The sequence below is a fragment of the Microbacterium sp. Root1433D1 genome, assembly GCF_001426835.1.
GTDB classification, from domain to species: domain Bacteria; phylum Actinomycetota; class Actinomycetes; order Actinomycetales; family Microbacteriaceae; genus Microbacterium; species Microbacterium maritypicum.
On the sequence record NZ_LMFN01000003.1, the window covers coordinates 220,322 to 239,559 of the forward strand.

Consider the following 19,238-nt stretch of genomic DNA (forward strand, 5'->3'; position numbering starts at 1 on the left):
TCGCCGTGAGAGCAACGATCGCGGGGACAGCCCCCGCGCGTCGTGGCCTCGGGTCTTGACCCGAGGCCACCGTACGCGTGAGGTCTACCACGACCAAACGTCGACGTAGTTCTTCACGCCCTGATGGACCGCGAAAGCTGCGCTGTTCGCGTGCACCGAGACTGTCAGCCCGGAGTACGAAGCCGTGCCGCCGAGGTCGGAGATCCAGGCGTTGTTGTTCGTCCAGCTCAGAGACTTCGCGGACGCCGACCCCCCGACGCTCACTCCCCCCGGCACCGAGATCGATGCATTGACGCCTCGCGCCTCGATCGTCGCGGTGTTCTTGATGGTGGCAACCGACTTGGCGCTTCCGTTGACGGTCGCCTTCGATGACGTGGCGAAGTCGGCTCGACCCCCGCTCAACACGCTCTGGCTCCAGGCGTTCGCCTGAAGATTGATGTTCGTACCCGGCAGGGTGACGCTGCGGCTGCCGCTGAAAGCCTGTGCACTGGTGGCGCCGGCCACGATGAGCCCCACTGCCAGTACGGCCCCCGTGAGGGCCTTGGATCGATTCTTCATTGAATTCCTTCCGGTCGAGGCGTCGTGTGACGCCTGATCAGAAACATACAGAATGACCTGTTTATTTTCAATCAATTTGACATGAATCCGGCGATCGTCTTGACCTTGACGCAACGTCAACTTCTAGAGTTCAAGACAACACCACGCAGAGCACGAAGGAAGGAGGAGCGATGGAGAAGGAGGACTGGTCGATCCAGGAGATCGCCCGCCTCGCCGGCACCACCAGCCGCACGCTGCGGCACTACGACGACATCGGTCTGCTGCCGCCGTCGCGCATCGCCCACAACGGCTACCGGCACTACGACGGGCAGGCGCTCGTGCGTCTGCAGCGCATCCTGCTGCTGCGCGAGCTCGGACTCGGACTGCCGCAGATCGCGGAGGTGCTCGGCGCGGCATCGGTCGGCGAGGGCGCCGGCAGCGAGGCGACGGCACTCGAGACCCATCTCGCGCTGTTGCGCGAAGAGCAGACCCGGCTGGCGCGGCAGATCGCGTCGGTCGAATCCACCATCACGGCATTGAGAGGAGGTGAGAACCTCATGGCAGAGAACATGTTCGACGGCTTCGATCACACCCACTACAAGCAGGAGGTCGAGGAGCGCTGGGGCGAGAAGGCGTACGCCGACGGCGACAGCTGGTGGCGGGGGATGACCGACGCCGAGCGCACCGACTGGCAGCAGCGCGTGTCCGACCTCGGGCGCGACTGGATCGCCGCGGCGGAGAGCGGCATCGATCCGGCGTCCCCCGCGGCCCAGGAGGTCGCTCGGCGTCACGTCGAGTGGCTCACGGGTATCCCGGGCACGCCCGCCGCCGCCCCCGGCGGTGACGTCAAGGCGTACGTGATCGGGCTCGGCGAGATGTACGTCGCGGACCCGCGCTTCGGTGCGAACTACGCGACATCATCCGGAGGCACGCACGGCGCCGAGTTCGTCCGCGACGCGCTTCGGGTCTACGCGGACGGCAACCTGTAGCTCCGGCCTCGACGGCAGCGGCCCCCTCGTGCGCGATCTCGCGCACGAGGGGGCTTCTCCGTCCGGGCACAGCGCGTACCGGACCGCCTCACCCGGGTGCAAGGGGGAGGTCGTGGCCCGGGTCCGGGCGTAGGGTCATGCCATGAGACGGCGCGACGACCCAGGATCGACGGGACTGTTCATCGCTGCGGCCACGGCCTACGCCGTGAACGTCGCGCTCGGAGCATCCGTCGCCCTGCGCTTGATCGACACCCGTCGCTTCCGCTGGCTGCACCACGCGCTGTACATCGCGACGTGCGCGACCTCTGTGTCCGCCCTCGTGGCGGGCTGGTCGCGGGGTCCCCGCACCGCCGGGCGCCGTGCCGCTCTCGCGTTGCTGCCCGCGGCCGTGCCCCTCGCGGCGATCCCCTACCTCGGCACTCACACCCGACGGCACCCGCTGGTCGCGCTCGCCGCTGCTCCCTTCATCGTCGCGGGGCTGGTGCTCTCGCGATCCGCCGCCGACCGGAAGTGAAACGCATGGAACTGCTCGATGCCATCCGACGCCGCAAGACCACGAACGGCGCTTTCCTGCCCGACCCCGTCTCCGAGGATCACCAGCGCATCCTCCTGGAGGCCGCAGGGCGTGCCCCCTCGCAGCTGAACAGTCAGCCCTGGCGGTTCGTCGTGATCGAGAGTCGCGACACGATCGAGCAGATCGCCCGCATCTCGGGGGAGAGCATGACCGAGGCGATGTCGAACGGTACGTTCTTCGAGCGCTACAAGCCCTACTTCCGCTTCAGCCAGGCCGAGATGGAGGAGAAGCGCAGCGGCATGCTGTTCGACAAGCTGCCCGCCGCTCTTCGGCCGTTCACGAGTCAGGTGTTCACCAAGCGCGGGCAGACGCTGATGAACACCTTCGGGGTGCCGAAGACCCTCGGCGCCGAGAACCGGAAGCTCGTCGAGGGATCACCGCTGCTGCTGGGCGTGATGCTCGACCGCAGCGAGTACCGGCCGGGACAGCTCTCCTCGTTCTACTCGGTGTTCAGCATGGGCGCGGCGATGGAGAACGTCTGGCTCACCACGGTCGAGCTCGGCATGGGCATCCAGTTCATCTCGTTCCCGATGGAGGTTCCGGGGCGCTGGGAGGAGATCGTCCAGCTGCTGCGGGTGCCGGACGACCTCGAGCTCATGGCCGTCTATCGGCTGGGCTACCTGCCGCCGGAGCAGCGTCGACCCGCCATCGACTGGTCGAGCAGTCAGCGCAAGCTCGTGTCGCAGTACGTGTTCCGAGAGAACGGCGACACGCCGCAGCAGGGGTGGGACGGTGCCCCTCCCTCCGGCGACATCACTCCGGGTCCGTCGGCGACAGCGGGGTGAGGTCCCGCAGCGCCGGACCCTCCAGACGCGTGCCGTCCGGAGCGAAGCGGGAGGCATGCAGCGGGCAGTCCCAGGAGCACTCCGCATCGTTCCAGGCGAGCACCCCGCCCAGGTGCGGGCACACGCCGCTGACGGCGCGGGTCACACCGTCCACGGTGGAGACCGCGACCGGGCGCCCGGCCCGATTCGCCACCACACCCTCGCCCTCGGCGGGCTGGGGGACGGGGGTGCGGCGACTTTCGGCATCCGCCCAACCGGAGACGAGTGCCGTGGCGACCTTGCCGCCCTCCACGGCCCCACGACGGATGTCGGCGGGGACCGTCAGGCGCGTGCCGATCGTCGTGATCCAGCTCGGGCGGTCGCGTCGGGGCGTGCCGAGGATCTCGGAGGTCAGTCGTTGCGCGGCGGCGGGAGCGTTCGAGAGCCCCCACTTGGCGTAGCCCGTCGCGAAGCGGATGCGACCGAGGCCGCGGGGCATCGCCCCCACGAACGGGATGAGGTCGTGCGACTCGTAGTCCTGCGCCGACCAGCGATGGGTCTCCTCGGCGCCGGGGAAGTGCAGCTGCGTCCAGGCGATGAGATCCTCCACCGCTGCCGCCTCGCCGTCCGAGCGACCGACCGGGTGGCCGTTGCCGCCCACGACGAGCCGCGCGTCGCCGCCGGGGCCGTCCGCTGCGGTGACCGGGCGGATGGAGCGCGTCGGTCCGTCGACGGAGAGGAACATCCCCTCGGGGAGGTCGTCCGGCACCCGGAAGGACACGCAATAGGACCGGAGCCCTCGCGTCTTGGCGAAGTACAGCCCGCGATCGGTGATCGGGGTGCCCGTCGCGAGCACGATGTGGTCGGCGAAGAGCGGGCCCTGCGTGGTGTCGACACGTCCGGTCAGCGCCCTGGTCCTCGTCGCTCTGACTCCGGTGTGGAGCGTGCCGCCCGCGGTGAGCAGCTCCTGGGCGAGGGCCACCGACACGGCCACGGGGTCGATCGCGACCTGATCGTCGAGCGCCACGGCGGCGGCCACGGGGAACGGCGTCGCGGGGAGCGCGGTGGACGGCAGCAGCCTCGCCGGCACGCCCGCCTCGCGTGCGGCGGAATGCTGCTCGTCGACGGTGTCGATCCCGGCGGGCCCCTGGGCGTACGAGTGATCGGTGTGGCGCGTGAAGGGGACTCCCGCGAGTTCCGCGAACGCGAGCAGCCACTCCATCCCCGAGCGGTTGGCGTCGACGTACGCGCGGACGAGCGCTGCCGGGTGGTGCCGTCGGATGGTCGCGAGCTGTGCGCCCTGCAAGAGGGAGAGCTTTCCCGTGTTCGCGCCCGTCGCGAGCTGGGCGATGCCGCCCGCGTCGATCACCGCGACATCGAGGCCGGCCCTGGTGAGCATCACCGCCGTCGAGAGGCCGGTGATCCCGGCGCCCACGATCACGACGTCGTGCAGGGCTCCGGGCTCGAAGGGCGATCCGGCGGGCAGTGTCCGGTCGAGCTTCCACAGGGGATTCATGTCGTCAGTCAACGCTGTTCGCGATCCGGTATCCACCGCCTTGACATCCGAACGGCGCACTGCCAGTCGGGGACTACAGTGGCGGACGTGAACTTCCGCCGCATCCTCCTCGTCGCCGCCGGCGGCACGATGGGTACGGCGGCGCGGCTCGGCCTGGGCCTCGTGCTCCCGGACACCGGGGGATTCCCCGTCGCGGTGCTCATCGCGAACGTGGTCGGGGCGCTGCTGATCGGCGTGCTGGCCGCGCGTCTTCCGGCATCGGCCGACCTGCGGCTGATGCTCGGAACCGGCGTGCTCGGAGGCTTCACGACGTACAGCGCCTTCATGACGGGCACGCTCGACCTGTGGACGAGCGCGCCGATCCTCGCCATCGTCTACGCCGTGGGCACCCTCGTGCTCGGTCTCGGTGCGGCGGCACTGGGGCTGCATCTCGGTCGCCCCCACACCGGGAGGACATCGTGAGTCCGCTGCTGTTCCTCGGTGCCGCGCTCGCCGGAGGGATCGGCGCGGTGCTGCGCTATCTCGTCGACCTCGGGGTCGCTCGTCTGGCCGGACGCCGCTTCCCCTGGGGCATCCTGCTGGTGAACATCTCGGGATCGTTCGCGCTCGGTCTCGTGACCGCCGCGCTGCCGGATGCCGCCTTCCTCCTCGGGGCGGGGCTGCTCGGCGGCTACACGACGTTCAGCACGGCGATGCTCGACACGGTCGCTCTGTGGCGTGACGGCGAACGCCGGGCATCCGCGTTCAATGCGATCGGGACGCTGCTGCTCGGCGTGCTCGCGGCCGGCCTCGGCCTGGCTCTCGGCTCCCTCTTCTGATCCGGGGTTGCGACGGGCGGTTCCGTCGCGTTATCCTCCTTGCTAATCGATTAACGCTAAACGATTAACACCCCCCCGCACTCGTGCACCTGTCGAAGGAGACACCGATGCCCCGTACGACCAGCCGCGCTCTCGGCGCACTCGCCGCATCAGCGGTCGCCGTCCTCGCCCTGAGCTCCTGCTCCGCCTCGACGGGCGGCGGCGGCTCCGGCGACGTGACCCTCAGCTACGCCATCTGGGACGAGAACCAGAAGCCGGCGATGGAGGACATCGCCGCGGCGTTCACGAAGGAGAACCCGAACGTCACGGTCGACGTCCAGGTCACGCCGTACAAGGAGTACTTCACCAAGCTGCAGACGGCCGCGACCGGCGGCTCGGCGGCGGACGTCTTCTGGATGAACGGCCCGAACTTCCCGCTCTACGCCTCGAACGGTCAGCTCGCCCCGCTCGATGACGGGGGGATCGACGCCGCCGACTACCCGCAGGGCCTGATCGACCTCTACACCTACGACGGCAAGCTCTACGGCGCTCCGAGGGACTTCGACACCGTCGCCCTCTGGTACAACAAGGCGCTGTTCGACGCCGCCGGCGTCGAGTACCCGTCGGCGGACTGGACGTGGGACGACTTCACCGCCGCTGCCGCGAAGCTCACCGATCCCGCGAAGGGCCAGTTCGGAGTGGCGGCCAGCCAGTACGGCCAGGAGAACTTCTACAACTCCATCGCGCAGGCCGGTGGTGAGGTGATCTCGGCCGACGGAACGAAGAGCGGATACGCCTCGCCGGAGGCGCTCGCGGGCATCGAGCTGTGGACCGATCTGATCGCCGCCGGGTCCTCGCCCACGGCGGAGCAGATGACCGATACCAACCCCGAGGACTTCTTCCTCTCCGGCAAGGTCGCCATGTTCCAGAACGGGTCGTGGGCGGCGATCGCCTACGCCGACAACGCCGACATCGGCGACATCGTCGACGTCGCCCCGCTCCCGGCGGGGGTCGAGGGCAACCAGAGCGTGATCCACGGCGTCGGCAACGTCGCGAATGCGAAGAGCGCGCACCTGGCCGAGGCCAAGGCGTTCGCGGAGTTCGCCTCCGGAGAGCAGGCCGCGAAGATCCAGGCCGAGACCGGCACCGTGATCCCCGCATTCACGGGAATGCAGCAGGCATGGGTCGACGCCCTGCCGCAGTACGACCTGCAGGTCTACATCGACGCCCTCGACAACGCCGTGCCGTACCCGGTGTCGAAGAACACCTCCGCCTGGACGAGCATCGAGAGCGAGGTGCTCTCGCAGGTGTGGTCGGGAGCGGTGACCCCGAAGGAGGGCCTCCAGGACCTCGCCGACCAGATGCAGGCGGCACTGGACGCCGAGCAGGAGTGACCGCATGACCGTCATCGCACCGCGTGCGGTCGAGACGGCGCAGCGGATGCCGCAGCCGCAGGGCTCCGGCATCCGCCGCCGCCGGCGGAGCCCGGGAGCCTCGCCCTGGTGGGCGCTGGTCTTCCTCGGGCCGACCGCACTGGGCATCACCGTGTTCTATCTCTGGCCGACCGTCCGCACGCTCATCATCTCGTTCACGAAGTCGGGCCCGTTCGGCGGATCCGAGTGGGTGGGCATCGAGAACTACACGCGCCTGTTCCAGGACCCCGAGCTCATCGGAGCCCTTCGCAACACCGCGATCTACACGATCATCGCCCTCATCGGCATCCCGCTCGCGGTCGGGATCGCCGCTCTGCTGAACACGGCGGGGCTCAAGGGTCGCAGCGCCTACCGCACGCTGTACTTCATCCCCGTCGTCACCATGCCGGCCGCCATCGCTCTGGTCTGGCGCATGATCTACAACGGCGACTACGGGGTGCTCAACGCCGCGCTCGGCGCGGTCGGCATCGAGGGGCGCAGCTGGCTCACCGACCCGAACACCGCGTTGGTCGCGATCGCCGTCGTCGGCATCTGGGCGGGACTCGGGACCAACATCGTCATCTTCCTCGCCGGTCTCCAGGGCATCCCTGACACGATCATGGAGGCCGCCGACCTCGACGGCGCGGGCCCCGTGCGCAAGTTCTTCTCCATCACGATCCCGCTGCTGTCGCCGTCGATCTTCTTCGTCAGCGTGATCAGCGTGATCGGGGCGCTGCAGGTGTTCGACCTCATCTACATGATGCTCGGACGCAGCAACCCCGCGATGCCGAACACCCGCACGGTCGTCTACCTCTTCTACGAGGCGGGCTTCCTCGACAACGACCGCGGCTACGCGGCCGCCGTGGCCTTCCTGCTGCTCGTGATCATCCTGATCCTCACGATCGTGCAGTTCCGTCTGCAGAAGAAGTGGGTGCACTATGAGTGACGTCTCGCTCGACACGCGCGCCGTGGTCGGCGCCTCCGCCGGCCGCTCCGGGACGCCGAAGAACCGCGGCATCTGGATCGTGCACCTCGTGCTCATCCTCGGTGCGGTGCTGATGGTCTTCCCCTTCGTCTGGCAGCTGCTGACCTCGTTCAAGACGCTGTCCGACTCGGTGCAGGTGCCGCCGTCGTTCCTGCCGCGCGAATGGGTGTTCACCAACTTCGCCGAGGTGTTCGACTCGATGCCGTTCGGGCAGATGTTCCTGAACTCGGTGTGGCTCACCGTGGGGCGCACGGTCGGCCAGGTGGTGCTGTGCACCATGGCGGGCTACGCGTTCGCGCGCATCCCCTTCCCGGGACGCAACGCGCTGTTCGTGGTGTTCCTTTCGGTGCTCATGGTGCCCTCGCAGCTCTACCTGCTGCCGCAGTACGAGATCATCCAGGCACTCGGCTGGCTCAACACCCTGCAGGCGCTCATCGTGCCCGGCATCTTCAGTGCTTTCGGCACCTTCCTGATGCGGCAGTTCTTCCTGTCGATGCCCGCCGAGCTCGAGGAGGCCGCCCGCATCGACGGAGCCAATCCGTGGCAGACCTTCTGGCGGATCATGGTTCCGCTGGCGAAGCCTGGCATCATCGCACTTGTGGTGTTCACCGTGCTGTGGTCCTGGAACGATCTGCTCTGGCCGTTGATCGTGACGACCGACCCCGCGAAGATGCCGCTGTCGGTCGGGCTCTCGCAGCTGGTCGGCATCCACGGCACCGACTACCCGGTGCTGATGGCGGGCGCGCTGCTGGCGACCCTGCCGATGCTCGTGACCTTCATGGTCCTGCAGCGGCAGTTCATCCAGGGCATCGCCTTCAGCGGATCGAAGGGCTGAGACATGGCGAAGAGCGAGCACCAGGCGCCCCGGCGTCCGACCCTGCGCATGGTCGCCGAACGGGCCGGCGTGTCGACAGCGACCGTGTCGTACGTGTTCTCCGGACGGGCGGGTGCCGCATCTGGCGCCGGTGTGGCCGAGGCCACCGCCGCACGTGTGCTGGCGGCCGCCGACGAGCTGAACTACCGGCCGAACAGCGCGGCGCGGGCGATCCGCACCGGACGCAGCGGCATGGTGCAGCTGTCGCTGCACATGCTCAGCGACCCGTGGTCGCTGGCCGTGGCCGACGCGGTGAACGCCGAGGCCAACAGGCACGGGCTCACCACGCTGATCCTCGCCGACGGCGATTGGCACGCCGCGCTCGACCGGGTCGAGAGCGACGTGGCCTACCTCGACGGCGTGGGACTCGACGACCAGGCGCGGCAGAACCTCGCCGACCTCGTGCGTCGCGGACAGCGCCTCGTGGTGTTCTCGGAGCATCTCGAGCCGGACGGATTCGACGTGATCCGCTCCGACGCGATCCCGGGGTGCGAGATCGCGATGGATCACCTGCTGGAGAGGCACACCGCGATCGGATGCATCGCCGCGGAGGGAGCGGTGCGCCTCGCCGGTGAGCAGGTCACCCGCTACACGCCGTACCTCCAGAAGCTGGCCTCTGCCGGCATCGAGCCTGACCCTGCCTGGACGGTGACGTACGCCGACACCCAGGCGAGCGCCTTCACCGCCGCGGTCGAGCTGCTGTCGGGCGAGAACCGGCCGCACGCGGTCTACGCCACGACCGACTTCGCCGCGATCGCCGCGATCAACGCCGCGCACATGCTCGGGCTCCGGGTGCCGCACGACGTCGCAGTGGTGGGTGTCGGCAACACCCCCGACGCCCGCCTGATCGCGCCCACGCTCACGACCGTCGGTCCGACCGACTTCTACGAGAGGCAGGCGCGCATCATCGTCGACCGTGCCCTCGAGAGCGACTCCGCACCCGGGCGTCTGCACGACTTCGCGTGGACGCTCTTCCCCGGCGGATCGACCGACCTCGACGCCCCCGCACCGCGGGCCCGCTGACCTCGGCATCCGCACAGACTCATCACACAGAAGGACCATCGTGGATCTCCAGATCGGCATCATCGGCTTCGGCGCGCGCTCGACCCTCCAGGAAGAGGTGCATCGTCCGGGGCAGGGGTCACGAATCAGCGCCGTGTGCGACCTCGCCCCGCGCGCTCGCGAGGACGCTCGCGCCCTCGTGCCGGACGCCCTCATCACCGACTCCCTCGACGAGCTGCTGGCCTCGGGCGTCGACGCCGTCATGGTGCTCACACCCGACGACACGCACGCAGCCCTCAGCATCCGAGCCCTCGAAGCCGGAGTGCCGGTGTTCTGCGAAAAGCCCCTCGCGATCGACCTCGCCGACGCCGATGCGATGCTCGAGACCGCACGCCGCACCGGCACTGGTCTCTACATCGGCCACAACATGCGGCACATGCCCGTCATCACCCTCATGCGCGGGCTGATCCAGAGCGGCCGCATCGGCCAGGTCAAGGCCGTGTGGGTGCGGCACTTCGTCGGCCACGGCGGCGACTTCTACTTCAAGGACTGGCACGCCGACCGCCGCCGCACCACCGGACTGCTGTTGCAGAAGGGCGCCCACGACATCGACATCATCCACTGGCTCGCCGGCGCCTACAGCGAGCGGGTCTCCGCGATGGGGGCGCTGAGCGTCTACGGTGACATCACCGACCGCCGCGACAGGGCGGGGGAGCGGATGCCGGACTGGTTCAGCATGGACAACTGGCCGCCCACCGCGCTCACGGGGCTCCACCCCGTGGTCGACGTCGAAGACATCTCGATGGTGAACATGCAGCTGGAGGGCGGCATCTTCGCGTCGTACCAGCAGTGCCACTTCACCCCCGACTACTGGCGCAACTACACCGTGATCGGCACCGAGGGGCGCATCGAGAACTTCGGCGATGTGGCCGGCAGCGAGGTCAAGCTGTGGAATCGGCGGCATGCCGGCGCGGCCGACGCCGACGAGACCTTCATCGTCCCCGAGGTGCCGGATGCGGGTCACGACGGCGCCGACGCGCTGCTCGTCGCCGAGTTCCTGCGGTTCGTCCGCCACGGGGGTCTGACCGAGACCTCTCCCGTCGCCGCGCGCGAGGCAGTGGCCGCGGGCATCCTCGCCACCGCGTCGTTGCGAGGTGACGGCTCGGCGATCGAGATCCCGCCGCTGGATCCCGAGCTCGTCGCCTACTTCGAGCGGGGCCAGGTCGAGGCCGCTCTGGTATGAGCGCAGCGCGGGTCGCCATGCGGTCGGTCTCGTCGAGCACCGATCGCGTGCGGCTCGCACTCGAATCGGTGGCGCTCGTGGTGCTGCTCGCCGCGACCTGGGTGATCGCAGGGGTCGCCTTGCAGGGGGCAGGGGTCGCCGTGGTGTCGGCGGGTCGCACCGGGTTCGCCGTGCTCGGCCTCGTGGCGGTGGCGACTCTGGCGCGTCCGCCTTCGCCGGCGACGGCTCCGCGTTATTCCGGTGGGGAACTCGCCGCCCTCGCCGTCACGGGTGTCGCCGGCTACACGATGCTCTCGACCCTCGCGATCGCTCTCGCGGGCCCGGCGATCCCGAGCCTCGTCCTGGCGCTCTCGCCCGTAGTCGTGCTGCTGCTCGAGAGCGCTCTTGCGCGCGCCCGTGTGCATCCGCTCGTGCTCGCGGCGACCATCGTCGCGGTCACCGGCGCCCTGCTGTACATCGTCCCTAGGATCGACGGCGCAGCGGAGGCGGACGTCGTCGGGGGTATCCTTGCCGCCCTCGGCGCGATGGTGTCGATGTCGGTCTACGGGCTGCTCTTCGCGCACGTGAACCGGGACCGCGCCGGCGCGATCACTGCGCGCATCCTCCCAGTGTTCGCCCTCGGGAGCGTGCCCCTGCTGGTGTGGGCCGTCATCGAGGTGGGACTCGGCGGAATGATCGAGCCGGTCAGCATCGCCGTGCTGGCCGTGCTCGGACTCGGCATCTACGTTCCCGCGTATCTCGTGCAGCATCGCATCATCCTCACCGCCGGCCCTTCATACGTCGCCCTGCTCGGGCTTGCGGTGCCGCCACTGGTGGGCATCGCATCGGTGTTGCTCGGTCTCGCCGCTCCGCCGGGGGCGATCCAGATCTTCGGCGTCGCGCTCACCCTCGCGGGACTGTTCGTCGTCATCCGGATGAGGTTCCGCCGGGTACGCACGGATGCGGAGAGTCGGCCGAACTGACCGGGTCTCGGGCCCCGCAGCGGTCGCCGTCGCGAGCGCGCCCGCTTTCTCCCAGCATCCTCACAATCCGAAAATGTACAAACGTACATGTACGGATGTCCAAGGGGGCGGGATGAAGCATGGTGCGCGTCGTCGACGTGACCCTGAAGCGCGCCGTCTCGAGATCGTCACCGCTGCCGCAGAGCTCATCGTCGAGGTGGGCGCAGAGGCCGTAACGCACCGCATGGTCGCCGCGCGCGCCGGGGTGCCCCTCGGGGCGACGACCCAGTACTTCGACACCCTCGACGACCTCAGGTCCGCGGCCTTCCGCGCGCTCGCCGAAGAGGTCGACGCGCGTCTCGACGGTGTCCGTCAGACTCTCGCCGAGCGCGGCGACAGCCCCGAGGTGATCGCCGCTCTCGTGTTCGAGAGCATGGACGACCACCACGCCGTCCAGGCCGACCGCGCCGTGGTCACGGCAGCCGTGCACGACCCTCGCCTTCGTGAACTCGCGCGACACCTGTCGAACCGCCTCGTCGAACTGCTCGCGCCGACCTACGGCGAAGAACGCGCCAGAGCGGCGATGATCTTCATCGACGGCGTCATGTGGAGCATGCAGATCCGCGACGATCGCCTCGCCCAGTCCTTCATCGAGTCCGCACTGGCGCGGATCCTCGGAGACGCCGTCTCCACCCCTTCCGCAGCGACAGCCACCCCCTGACACCGAGGAAACCGCCTTGTCGAAACTCGCCATCCTGAGCCTGAAGAACCGCGCGCTCATCGCCCTCATCACCATCGTCGCGGCGGTGTTCGGCGGGCTCGCGCTCACGAACCTCAAGCAGGAGCTCATCCCCTCGCTCGAGCTGCCGGCGCTCGTGGTCATGACGACCTACCCCGGCGCATCGCCCGAGGTGGTGGAGAACGACGTGTCCACGCCGGTCGAAGCGGCGATCCAGGGCGTGCCCGGTCTGGAATCGACCACGGCGACCAGCACCACCAACGCGTCGATCGTGCAGGCGATGTTCGCCTACGGCACGAACCTCGCCACGGCCGAGCAGAAGATCCAGCAGGCGATCAACCGCATCTCCTCGCAGCTGCCGGAGGACGTGAGCCCCCAGGTGCTCTCGGTCTCGATCGACGACTTCCCGGTGATTCAGGTCGCCGTCACGGGTTTCGAGGATGCCGAGAACGCCCAGGCCGAGCTCGAGTCCGTCGCGATCCCCGAACTCGAAGACGTCGACGGCGTCAACGCCGCAGAGATCGTCGGCGGGGTCGGGCAGCGCATCAGCATCACCCCCGACGTCGCGCAGCTCGCCGCCGTCGGCACGAGCACCACGGCGATCAGCGATGCCCTGAAGCAGAACGGCACGCTCTTCCCCGGCGGTGACATCACCGAGAACGGGCAGACGCTCACCGTCCAGACCGGGGCGAAGATCACCTCGGTCGAGGAGATCGCCGCGCTTCCGCTGGTCGGCACCGATGCCACGATCGGCGATGTGGCGTCGGTCGTGCAGGAGTCCGACCCCGTCACCTCCATCTCGCGCGTGGACGGCAAGGACGCGCTCTCGATCTCGATCACCAAGCTCCCCGCGGCGAACACGGTCGAGGTGTCCAACGGCGTGATCGCCGCGCTCGACACGATCGGCGAGGCCTTCCCCGACGCCCAGTTCACGGTGATCTTCGACCAGGCGCCGTTCATCGTGCAGTCGATCGAGACGCTCGCCACCGAGGGTCTTCTCGGCCTGGTCTTCGCGGTGCTCGTGATCCTCGTGTTCCTGCTGTCGGTCCGGTCGACGCTCGTCACCGCGATCTCGATCCCGACCAGCGTGCTCATCACGTTCATCGGGTTGCAGGCGTTCGGCTACTCGCTGAACGTGCTCACGCTCGGCGCGCTCACGATCGCGATCGGTCGAGTGGTCGACGACTCCATCGTCGTGATCGAGAACATCAAACGCCACTACGTCGGCGATGCCGACAAGGGCGATGCGATCCGTCTCGCGGTGCGCGAGGTCGCCATGGCGATCACCGCATCCACCATCACGACGGTCGCGGTGTTCCTGCCGATCGTCTTCGTCGGCGACATGGTCGGCGAGCTGTTCCGTCCGTTCGCGATGACCGTGACGATCGCGATGGTCGCGTCGCTCCTGGTCGCACTCACGATCGTGCCGGTCCTCGCATACTGGTTCCTCAAGCCCGGCAAGCCGCTGCTCGACGAGCACGGCGACGCGATCGACCCCGAGCACCCCGACGCCCCGCCGACCTGGCTGCAGCGCCAGTACCGCCCGATCCTGGGCTGGACGCTGAAGCACTCCGGCATCACCGTGATCCTCGCGGTCGTCGTGCTCGGCGCCACCCTGGCCGCTGCGCCGCTGATGAAGGTCAACTTCCTCGGCGACTCCGGTCAGAACACCATGACCATCACGCAGGACCTCGGCCCGTCGGCGAGCCTGCAGGCGAAGTCGGATGCCGCGGTCGCGGTCGAGGATGCCCTCCTCGACATCGACGGCATCGAGCATGTGCAGGCCTCGATCGGCACCAGCGGCTCGGCGCTCAGCGATGCCTTCTCCGGCGGTGCGGGTGTCACCTACTCGGTGTTGACCGACTCGGATGCCGACCAGGAGAAGCTCCGCGCCGACGTGCAGGATGCGATCGACGGACTCGGCGACGACGTGGGCGACGTGGCCGTCTCGGCATCGGCCGGCTTCGGATCGAGCGACATCGAGATCACGGTCAGCGCCTCGAACTCCGACGACCTCCAGACCGCGACGACCACGCTGGTCGAAGAGCTCGACGGGCGCGACGGCGTCGGCCAGGTGAGCGACAACCTCGCCGCGTCGCTGCCGTACATCGCCGTCGTGGTCAACCGGGAGGCCGCCGCACAGCGCGGACTCTCCGAGGTCGCCGTCGGAGGCATCGTGTCGGGCACCATGCGCCCGCAGCAGGCGGGATCCGTCGAGATCGACGACACCGCCCTCACGGTCTACATCGTCACCCCGAACCCGCCGACCACGGTCGAGGCGCTCAGGACGCTCGCGATCCCGACCCCCGCCGGCATCGTGCAGCTGCAGGACATCGCCACCGTCGAGCAGCAGAACGGACCCACCTCGATCACCACCGAGCAGGGCCGTCGGACGGCGACGATCACCGTGCCCCCGGCATCCGACAACCTCGCCACCGCCACGCAGTCGGTGAACGAGGCGCTCGCGGCGGTCGACCTGCCCGACGGAGCCTCCGCCGAGGTCGGCGGTGTCGCCTCGCAGCAGGCCGACTCGTTCTCGCAGCTGGGCCTCGCCATGCTCGCGGCGATCCTGATCGTCTACGTGGTCATGGTCGCGACGTTCAAGTCGTTGCGTCAGCCGCTGCTGCTGCTCGTGTCGGTGCCGTTCGCGGCGACGGGTGCGATCCTGCTGCAGATCCTCACGGGCGTACCGCTCGGCGTCGCGTCGCTGATCGGTGTGCTGATGCTCATCGGCATCGTGGTGACGAACGCGATCGTGCTCGTCGACCTCGTGAACCAGTATCGGGAGAAGGGTCTGTCGACCATCGAGGCGGTCAAGGCCGGAGGCGAGAAGCGTCTGCGGCCGATCCTGATGACCGCGCTCGCGACGATCCTCGCCCTGACCCCGATGGCTCTGGGCATCACGGGGCACGGCGGGTTCATCTCGCAGCCGCTCGCGATCGTCGTGATCGGCGGTCTGATCTCGTCGACCGTGCTGACGCTGATCGTGCTGCCGACGCTCTACAACCTCGTCGAGGGCGCCAAGGAGCGGCGTGCGGCTCGCAAGGCCGGTGGAGCGGGTGCCGGCGGGACCCCGACGCCGGATGCTCCGGTCGGGCCTGATGAGTCCGGTGCCGCTGCGGCGTCGGGGCAGCCGGTGCTGATCGACGCCTCCGGCCTGCCGCACGCATCGCAGCTCACCCGCCGCGAACTGCGCGAGCGCGGGGAGTAGCCGCGCTCGGGTGGTGATCACCTCCGCAGAAAGGCCCCGGATCCGCATCCAGATGCGTGATTCGGGGCCTTTCCACGTGATCGTCGAGGAGGTGCTCACTGCTGCGGCCCCGCAACGAGCCGCCCACAGCGCAAACGGCCGGGCTCAGGACAGCGCGATGCCCCAGTGCAGGGTCCAGGTCTCGTCGGGGGAGAGGCGACGGATGCCGAGGCCGCTGTTGAACGCATCGGCGGGCGCGGTCATCGGCTCGATCGCGACCGCGAGGCTCTGCCCGGGATAGGCGGGCGTCGTGTACACCTGCGCGTAGTCGAAGCCCTCGCCCTGCCAGAGCGTGACGCGACGACCGTCCGGCGCGGTGAGCGAGTGGCGCACGCGCCCGTCGGGGTCGCGTGCGAGATCGGTGAATCCGGTGTCGAGGGTGACATCCCCCAGGCGCACACCTTCGCGCAGCTCGGGTCCGACCGGTCGGGTGCCGGTGGGGAGCATCCGCTCGTCGGTCTCGAACGCCGTCTCCGCGGGCACCCGCAGCACGAGGTCGTGCGGATCGACGTCGCCGATCGTCACGAACGGATGCGTGCCGAGGGCGACCGGCGCCGGCGTGCTCGAGCGGTTGGTGAGCGTGTGCGTCACCTCGATGCCGTCGGTGGTGAGGGCGTACGTCGCGGTCGTCTCGATCAGGTACGGGTACCCGGTCTGGGGGACGATGTTCGCCCGCAGCACGGCTTCGCTGTCGGTGTGCGCGACCTCGTAGGCCGTGAATCGCAGCAGGCCGTGGCTCGCGTTGCGCAGCTTCGGCTCCGTGATCGCGAGCCGTCGCGTGGTGCCCTCGTCGTCCCACTCCCCGTCTCGCACCCGGTTCGGCCAGGGGGTGAGGACCACGCCGGAGCAGGCCGGGGTGGGCAGGTCGTACGGGTACGGCGGCACGAGGTCGACACCGCCGATGCGCAGCGAACGCAGGGATGCGCCGACCTGAGCGATCTGCGCGTCCACCTCGCCGAGTCGGAGGGTGATCTGGGCGCCGGTGGGGGAAGCGGTACTCACCTCGTCATCGTACGGCCACCATCGGGTCGGCAGTCTCTCAGGCGCGTCGGCTACACTTGACCGGTCGGCTTCGGACACCCGCGCGTTGGCGCGGACGTTTTATGTGTGTGAAGTGTGAGTCCAGGGGCCGATGGTGAGCGTCGCTCGACGCTAATCAACCATCACATGAATGGCCCCGGCCGCTGACAGTCCGGAACCCCGCTGGTCGAGTTCGACCAGGCGCAGGGTGCTCGCGCGTGCGCGCGGCGCTGTTCTCGTGCGAGAACACAGAAAGACACGCAATGCCGAAGAACAAGAAGCCCCGCGGCGGACGCCCGTCCGCGAACTTCGAGCCGCGCTACGGCGCGAAGAAGACCTCCTTCCACGATCGTCACAACGGCGGCCCCGCCCGTGACGGTGCGCGCGATGAGCGCGGTGGACGAGCGGATGCTGGCGATCGCCGCACCGCTCCTGCCGCAGGCGGTTACGACCGTCGCCCCGGCAGCCGCAGCGCCGGCCACCGCGGCTACCGTCCGGCCGAAGCCGAGTCGGGTGCGCCCAAGCAGCGCTGGGGTGCGTCTGAGCGCGCCGGCCGCGACGAGGCCCGCGGCATCCGCAACCGCGCGGAGTCCGGGCGTCGTGAGGCCCCGCACCACCGCAACGACGAGCGCTCCGAGCGCCCCCGCTTCAACGACCGGCCCACCGCCGGCGGACGCTTCGCCGACCGCCCGCGTCGGGACGATCGCGGCGGACAGCGTCCGACCGGACCCGGCACCTACCGCGACGAGCGCGGCGGCGACCGCCCCCGGTTCGACCGCGATGACCGCGCGCGTCGTGACGACCGCGGTGCCGGCACCCAGCGTCAGGGCTTCCGCGACAACGACCACCGCGATGGTGGGCGTCCGGGTCGCGACGATCGACGTGGCGCCGAGCGTCCCCGGTTCGCCAACGACCGCGGTGGAGATCGCCCCCGGTTCGACAACGACCGCGGTGCCGAGCGTCCGCGGTTCGACCGCGACGAGCGTCCGCGTCGCGACGACCGTGCCGGCGACCGGACCCGGTCGAACGACCGTGGCGCCGCGCGCCCTGAGCGCTCTTTCGACGCCGACCGCGCACGCCGTGCCTTCGACCGCGACCGCACGCAGCGTTCGTACGAGGGTGGCCGCGACGAGCGTTCGCGTCCGTCGACCGGCGGCGCCTACCGCACCGAGCGCCCGCGCCCGCTGACCTCCGACACCCGGGGGCGTCCGGCGCGCAACGAGCGTCCGAGCCGCAACGACTGGAACGCCACCAGCCGTCCGGCCTCGACCGGAGCGAAGTTCGCACCGGGCGACGACGTCGTGCACGAGCGCCTCGAGGCGAAGTCCGTCGCGGCCGTCGAGGTCGATGGTGTGACCTTCGGCGACCTCGGACTCGGATCGAACATCGTCGAGACCCTCGTCGGTATGGGTGCGGCCACGCCGTTCCCGATCCAGGCCGCCAGCATCCCGGCCGTGCTCGCAGGGCGTGACGTCCTCGCCCGCGGCCGCACCGGCTCCGGCAAGACCATCGCCTTCGGTGCTCCGCTCGTCGAGCGCGTGCTGCAGTCGCAGGCCGGCAAGCGCCGTGAGTTCGGACGGTCGCCGCGTGCGATCATCCTCGCTCCGACGCGCGAGCTCGCGCTGCAGATCGACCGCACGATCCAGCCGATCGCCCGCAGCGTCGGCCTGTTCACCACGCAGATCTACGGTGGTGTGCCGCAGGGCCGCCAGGTGGGCGCGCTCAAGAAGGGCGTCGACATCGTGATCGGCACCCCCGGTCGTGTCGAGGACCTCATCAACCAGGGCAAGCTCGACCTCTCGGACTGCCGCATCGCGGTGCTCGACGAGGCCGACCACATGTGCGAGCTCGGGTTCGTCGAGCCGGTGCAGCGCATTCTGCGTCACACCGCCGACGGCAGCCAGAAGCTGCTGTTCTCGGCCACGCTCGACCGTGAGGTCGCGGCTCTCGTCGACGAGTTCCTCGTCGACCCGGCCGTGTACGAGGTCGCGGGAGAGGACCAGGACTCCAGCACGATCGAGCACCGCGTGCTCGTGATCGAGCACCGCGACAAGGCCGACATCCTCACCTCGCTCGTCGACCGCGATGGCAAGACGCTGGTCTTCGCCCGCACCCGCGCCTACGCAGACATGCTCGCCGAGCAGTTCGACGACGCCGGCATCCCGGCCGTCTCGCTGCACGGCGACCTGAACCAGGCCAAGCGCACGCGCAACCTGGAGCGTCTGACCTCTGGTCGGGTGAACGTGCTCGTCGCCACCGACGTCGCCGCCCGCGGCATCCACGTCGACGACATCGACCTGGTCGTCCAGGCCGATGCGCCGGACGAGTACAAGACGTACCTGCACCGCTCGGGTCGCACCGGTCGCGCGGGTCGTTCGGGCCGTGTCGTCACGCTGATCACGCGTCAGCGCCAGCGTCGCATGACCGAGCTGCTCGACCGCGCCGAGATCGACGCGCCGTTCGAGAACGCCCGTCTCGACGACGACGTGATCGAGGAGATCGCCGGTCGCGTGCCGACCGCGGCCGACCTGACCGCCTGAGTCATCTCTCCGAAGGCCCTGTCCCGCTTCCGCGGGGCGGGGCCTTTCGCGTGTG

General features: G+C 69.3%; 17 protein-coding genes. 14 read left to right on the forward strand and 3 right to left on the reverse strand.

Translation table 11 applies throughout. The features are described 5' to 3' along the window. Positions 1 to 84: 84 nt before the first annotated feature. Entirely contained in the window at positions 85 to 558 is a 474-nt protein-coding gene (locus tag ASD13_RS12120) for a hypothetical protein (RefSeq protein WP_055869451.1), read from the reverse strand. A gap of 170 nt (positions 559 to 728) precedes the next feature. Here ASD13_RS12120 and ASD13_RS12125 point away from each other — a divergent pair, with 170 nt between their 5' ends. The 3 genes from ASD13_RS12125 to ASD13_RS12135 all read left to right on the forward strand — a co-directional run bounded on the left by ASD13_RS12125 (position 729) and on the right by ASD13_RS12135 (position 2,885). Continuing rightward, entirely contained in the window at positions 729 to 1,526 is a 798-nt protein-coding gene (locus ASD13_RS12125) for a MerR family transcriptional regulator (RefSeq protein ID WP_055869453.1), read from the forward strand. Between the two features lie 142 nt (positions 1,527 to 1,668). Next, positions 1,669 to 2,040: a hypothetical protein gene (locus tag ASD13_RS12130; protein ID WP_055869455.1), complete on the forward strand. Its 372-nt coding sequence runs from the start codon at positions 1,669 to 1,671 to the stop codon at positions 2,038 to 2,040. Between the two features lie 5 nt (positions 2,041 to 2,045). Beyond that, on the forward strand, positions 2,046 to 2,885 hold the full coding sequence (locus ASD13_RS12135) for a nitroreductase family protein (RefSeq protein WP_055869458.1): 840 nt from the start codon (positions 2,046 to 2,048) through the stop codon (positions 2,883 to 2,885). On the opposite strand, the gene ASD13_RS12140 is transcribed toward ASD13_RS12135, so the two are convergent. Then, entirely contained in the window at positions 2,854 to 4,380 is a 1,527-nt protein-coding gene (locus tag ASD13_RS12140) for an FAD-dependent oxidoreductase (RefSeq protein ID WP_055869461.1), read from the reverse strand. The two genes, ASD13_RS12135 and ASD13_RS12140, sit on opposite strands and share 32 nt — an antisense overlap. A gap of 87 nt (positions 4,381 to 4,467) precedes the next feature. Between ASD13_RS12140 and ASD13_RS12145 the strand changes: the two genes are divergently transcribed. From ASD13_RS12145 to ASD13_RS12190, 10 genes are all read left to right on the forward strand, one after another. After that, positions 4,468 to 4,842 (forward strand): fluoride efflux transporter FluC, encoded by a 375-nt coding sequence (locus tag ASD13_RS12145; protein ID WP_235562575.1) that lies wholly within the window; start codon positions 4,468 to 4,470, stop codon positions 4,840 to 4,842. Further along, positions 4,839 to 5,198, forward strand: coding sequence for a fluoride efflux transporter FluC (locus ASD13_RS12150; protein WP_055869463.1), 360 nt, complete (start codon positions 4,839 to 4,841; stop codon positions 5,196 to 5,198). The genes ASD13_RS12145 and ASD13_RS12150 overlap by 4 nt, the downstream gene beginning before the upstream one ends. A gap of 107 nt (positions 5,199 to 5,305) precedes the next feature. Then, on the forward strand, positions 5,306 to 6,571 hold the full coding sequence (locus ASD13_RS12155) for an ABC transporter substrate-binding protein (RefSeq protein WP_055869465.1): 1,266 nt from the start codon (positions 5,306 to 5,308) through the stop codon (positions 6,569 to 6,571). Between the two features lie 4 nt (positions 6,572 to 6,575). Next, on the forward strand, positions 6,576 to 7,535 hold the full coding sequence (locus ASD13_RS12160) for a carbohydrate ABC transporter permease (protein WP_055869469.1): 960 nt from the start codon (positions 6,576 to 6,578) through the stop codon (positions 7,533 to 7,535). Next, entirely contained in the window at positions 7,528 to 8,409 is an 882-nt protein-coding gene (locus ASD13_RS12165) for a carbohydrate ABC transporter permease (protein ID WP_017831365.1), read from the forward strand. The genes ASD13_RS12160 and ASD13_RS12165 overlap by 8 nt, the downstream gene beginning before the upstream one ends. A gap of 3 nt (positions 8,410 to 8,412) precedes the next feature. Then, positions 8,413 to 9,471 carry a LacI family DNA-binding transcriptional regulator gene (locus ASD13_RS12170; protein ID WP_055869471.1) on the forward strand — a complete coding sequence of 353 codons (1,059 nt, stop codon included), beginning with the start codon at positions 8,413 to 8,415 and terminating at the stop codon, positions 9,469 to 9,471. Between the two features lie 40 nt (positions 9,472 to 9,511). Further along, positions 9,512 to 10,693: a Gfo/Idh/MocA family protein gene (locus tag ASD13_RS12175; RefSeq protein ID WP_200935183.1), complete on the forward strand. Its 1,182-nt coding sequence runs from the start codon at positions 9,512 to 9,514 to the stop codon at positions 10,691 to 10,693. Further along, a complete protein-coding gene (locus ASD13_RS12180; protein ID WP_055869473.1) occupies positions 10,690 to 11,655 on the forward strand; it encodes a DMT family transporter in 966 nt (321 codons plus the stop codon). Before ASD13_RS12175 ends, ASD13_RS12180 begins: the two co-directional genes overlap by 4 nt. Positions 11,656 to 11,767: 112 nt before the next feature. Further along, positions 11,768 to 12,355, forward strand: coding sequence for a TetR/AcrR family transcriptional regulator (locus ASD13_RS12185; protein ID WP_055869476.1), 588 nt, complete (start codon positions 11,768 to 11,770; stop codon positions 12,353 to 12,355). Positions 12,356 to 12,371: 16 nt separating this feature from the next. Beyond that, entirely contained in the window at positions 12,372 to 15,584 is a 3,213-nt protein-coding gene (locus ASD13_RS12190) for an efflux RND transporter permease subunit (RefSeq protein ID WP_055869480.1), read from the forward strand. A 144-nt stretch (positions 15,585 to 15,728) separates the two neighbouring features. Here the strand turns inward: ASD13_RS12190 and ASD13_RS12195 are convergent, their stop codons facing one another. Further along, entirely contained in the window at positions 15,729 to 16,625 is an 897-nt protein-coding gene (locus ASD13_RS12195) for an aldose 1-epimerase family protein (RefSeq protein WP_055869482.1), read from the reverse strand. A gap of 281 nt (positions 16,626 to 16,906) precedes the next feature. Between ASD13_RS12195 and ASD13_RS12200 the strand changes: the two genes are divergently transcribed. Continuing rightward, positions 16,907 to 19,183: a DEAD/DEAH box helicase gene (locus tag ASD13_RS12200; RefSeq protein ID WP_055869485.1), complete on the forward strand. Its 2,277-nt coding sequence runs from the start codon at positions 16,907 to 16,909 to the stop codon at positions 19,181 to 19,183. Positions 19,184 to 19,238 lie beyond the last annotated feature (55 nt).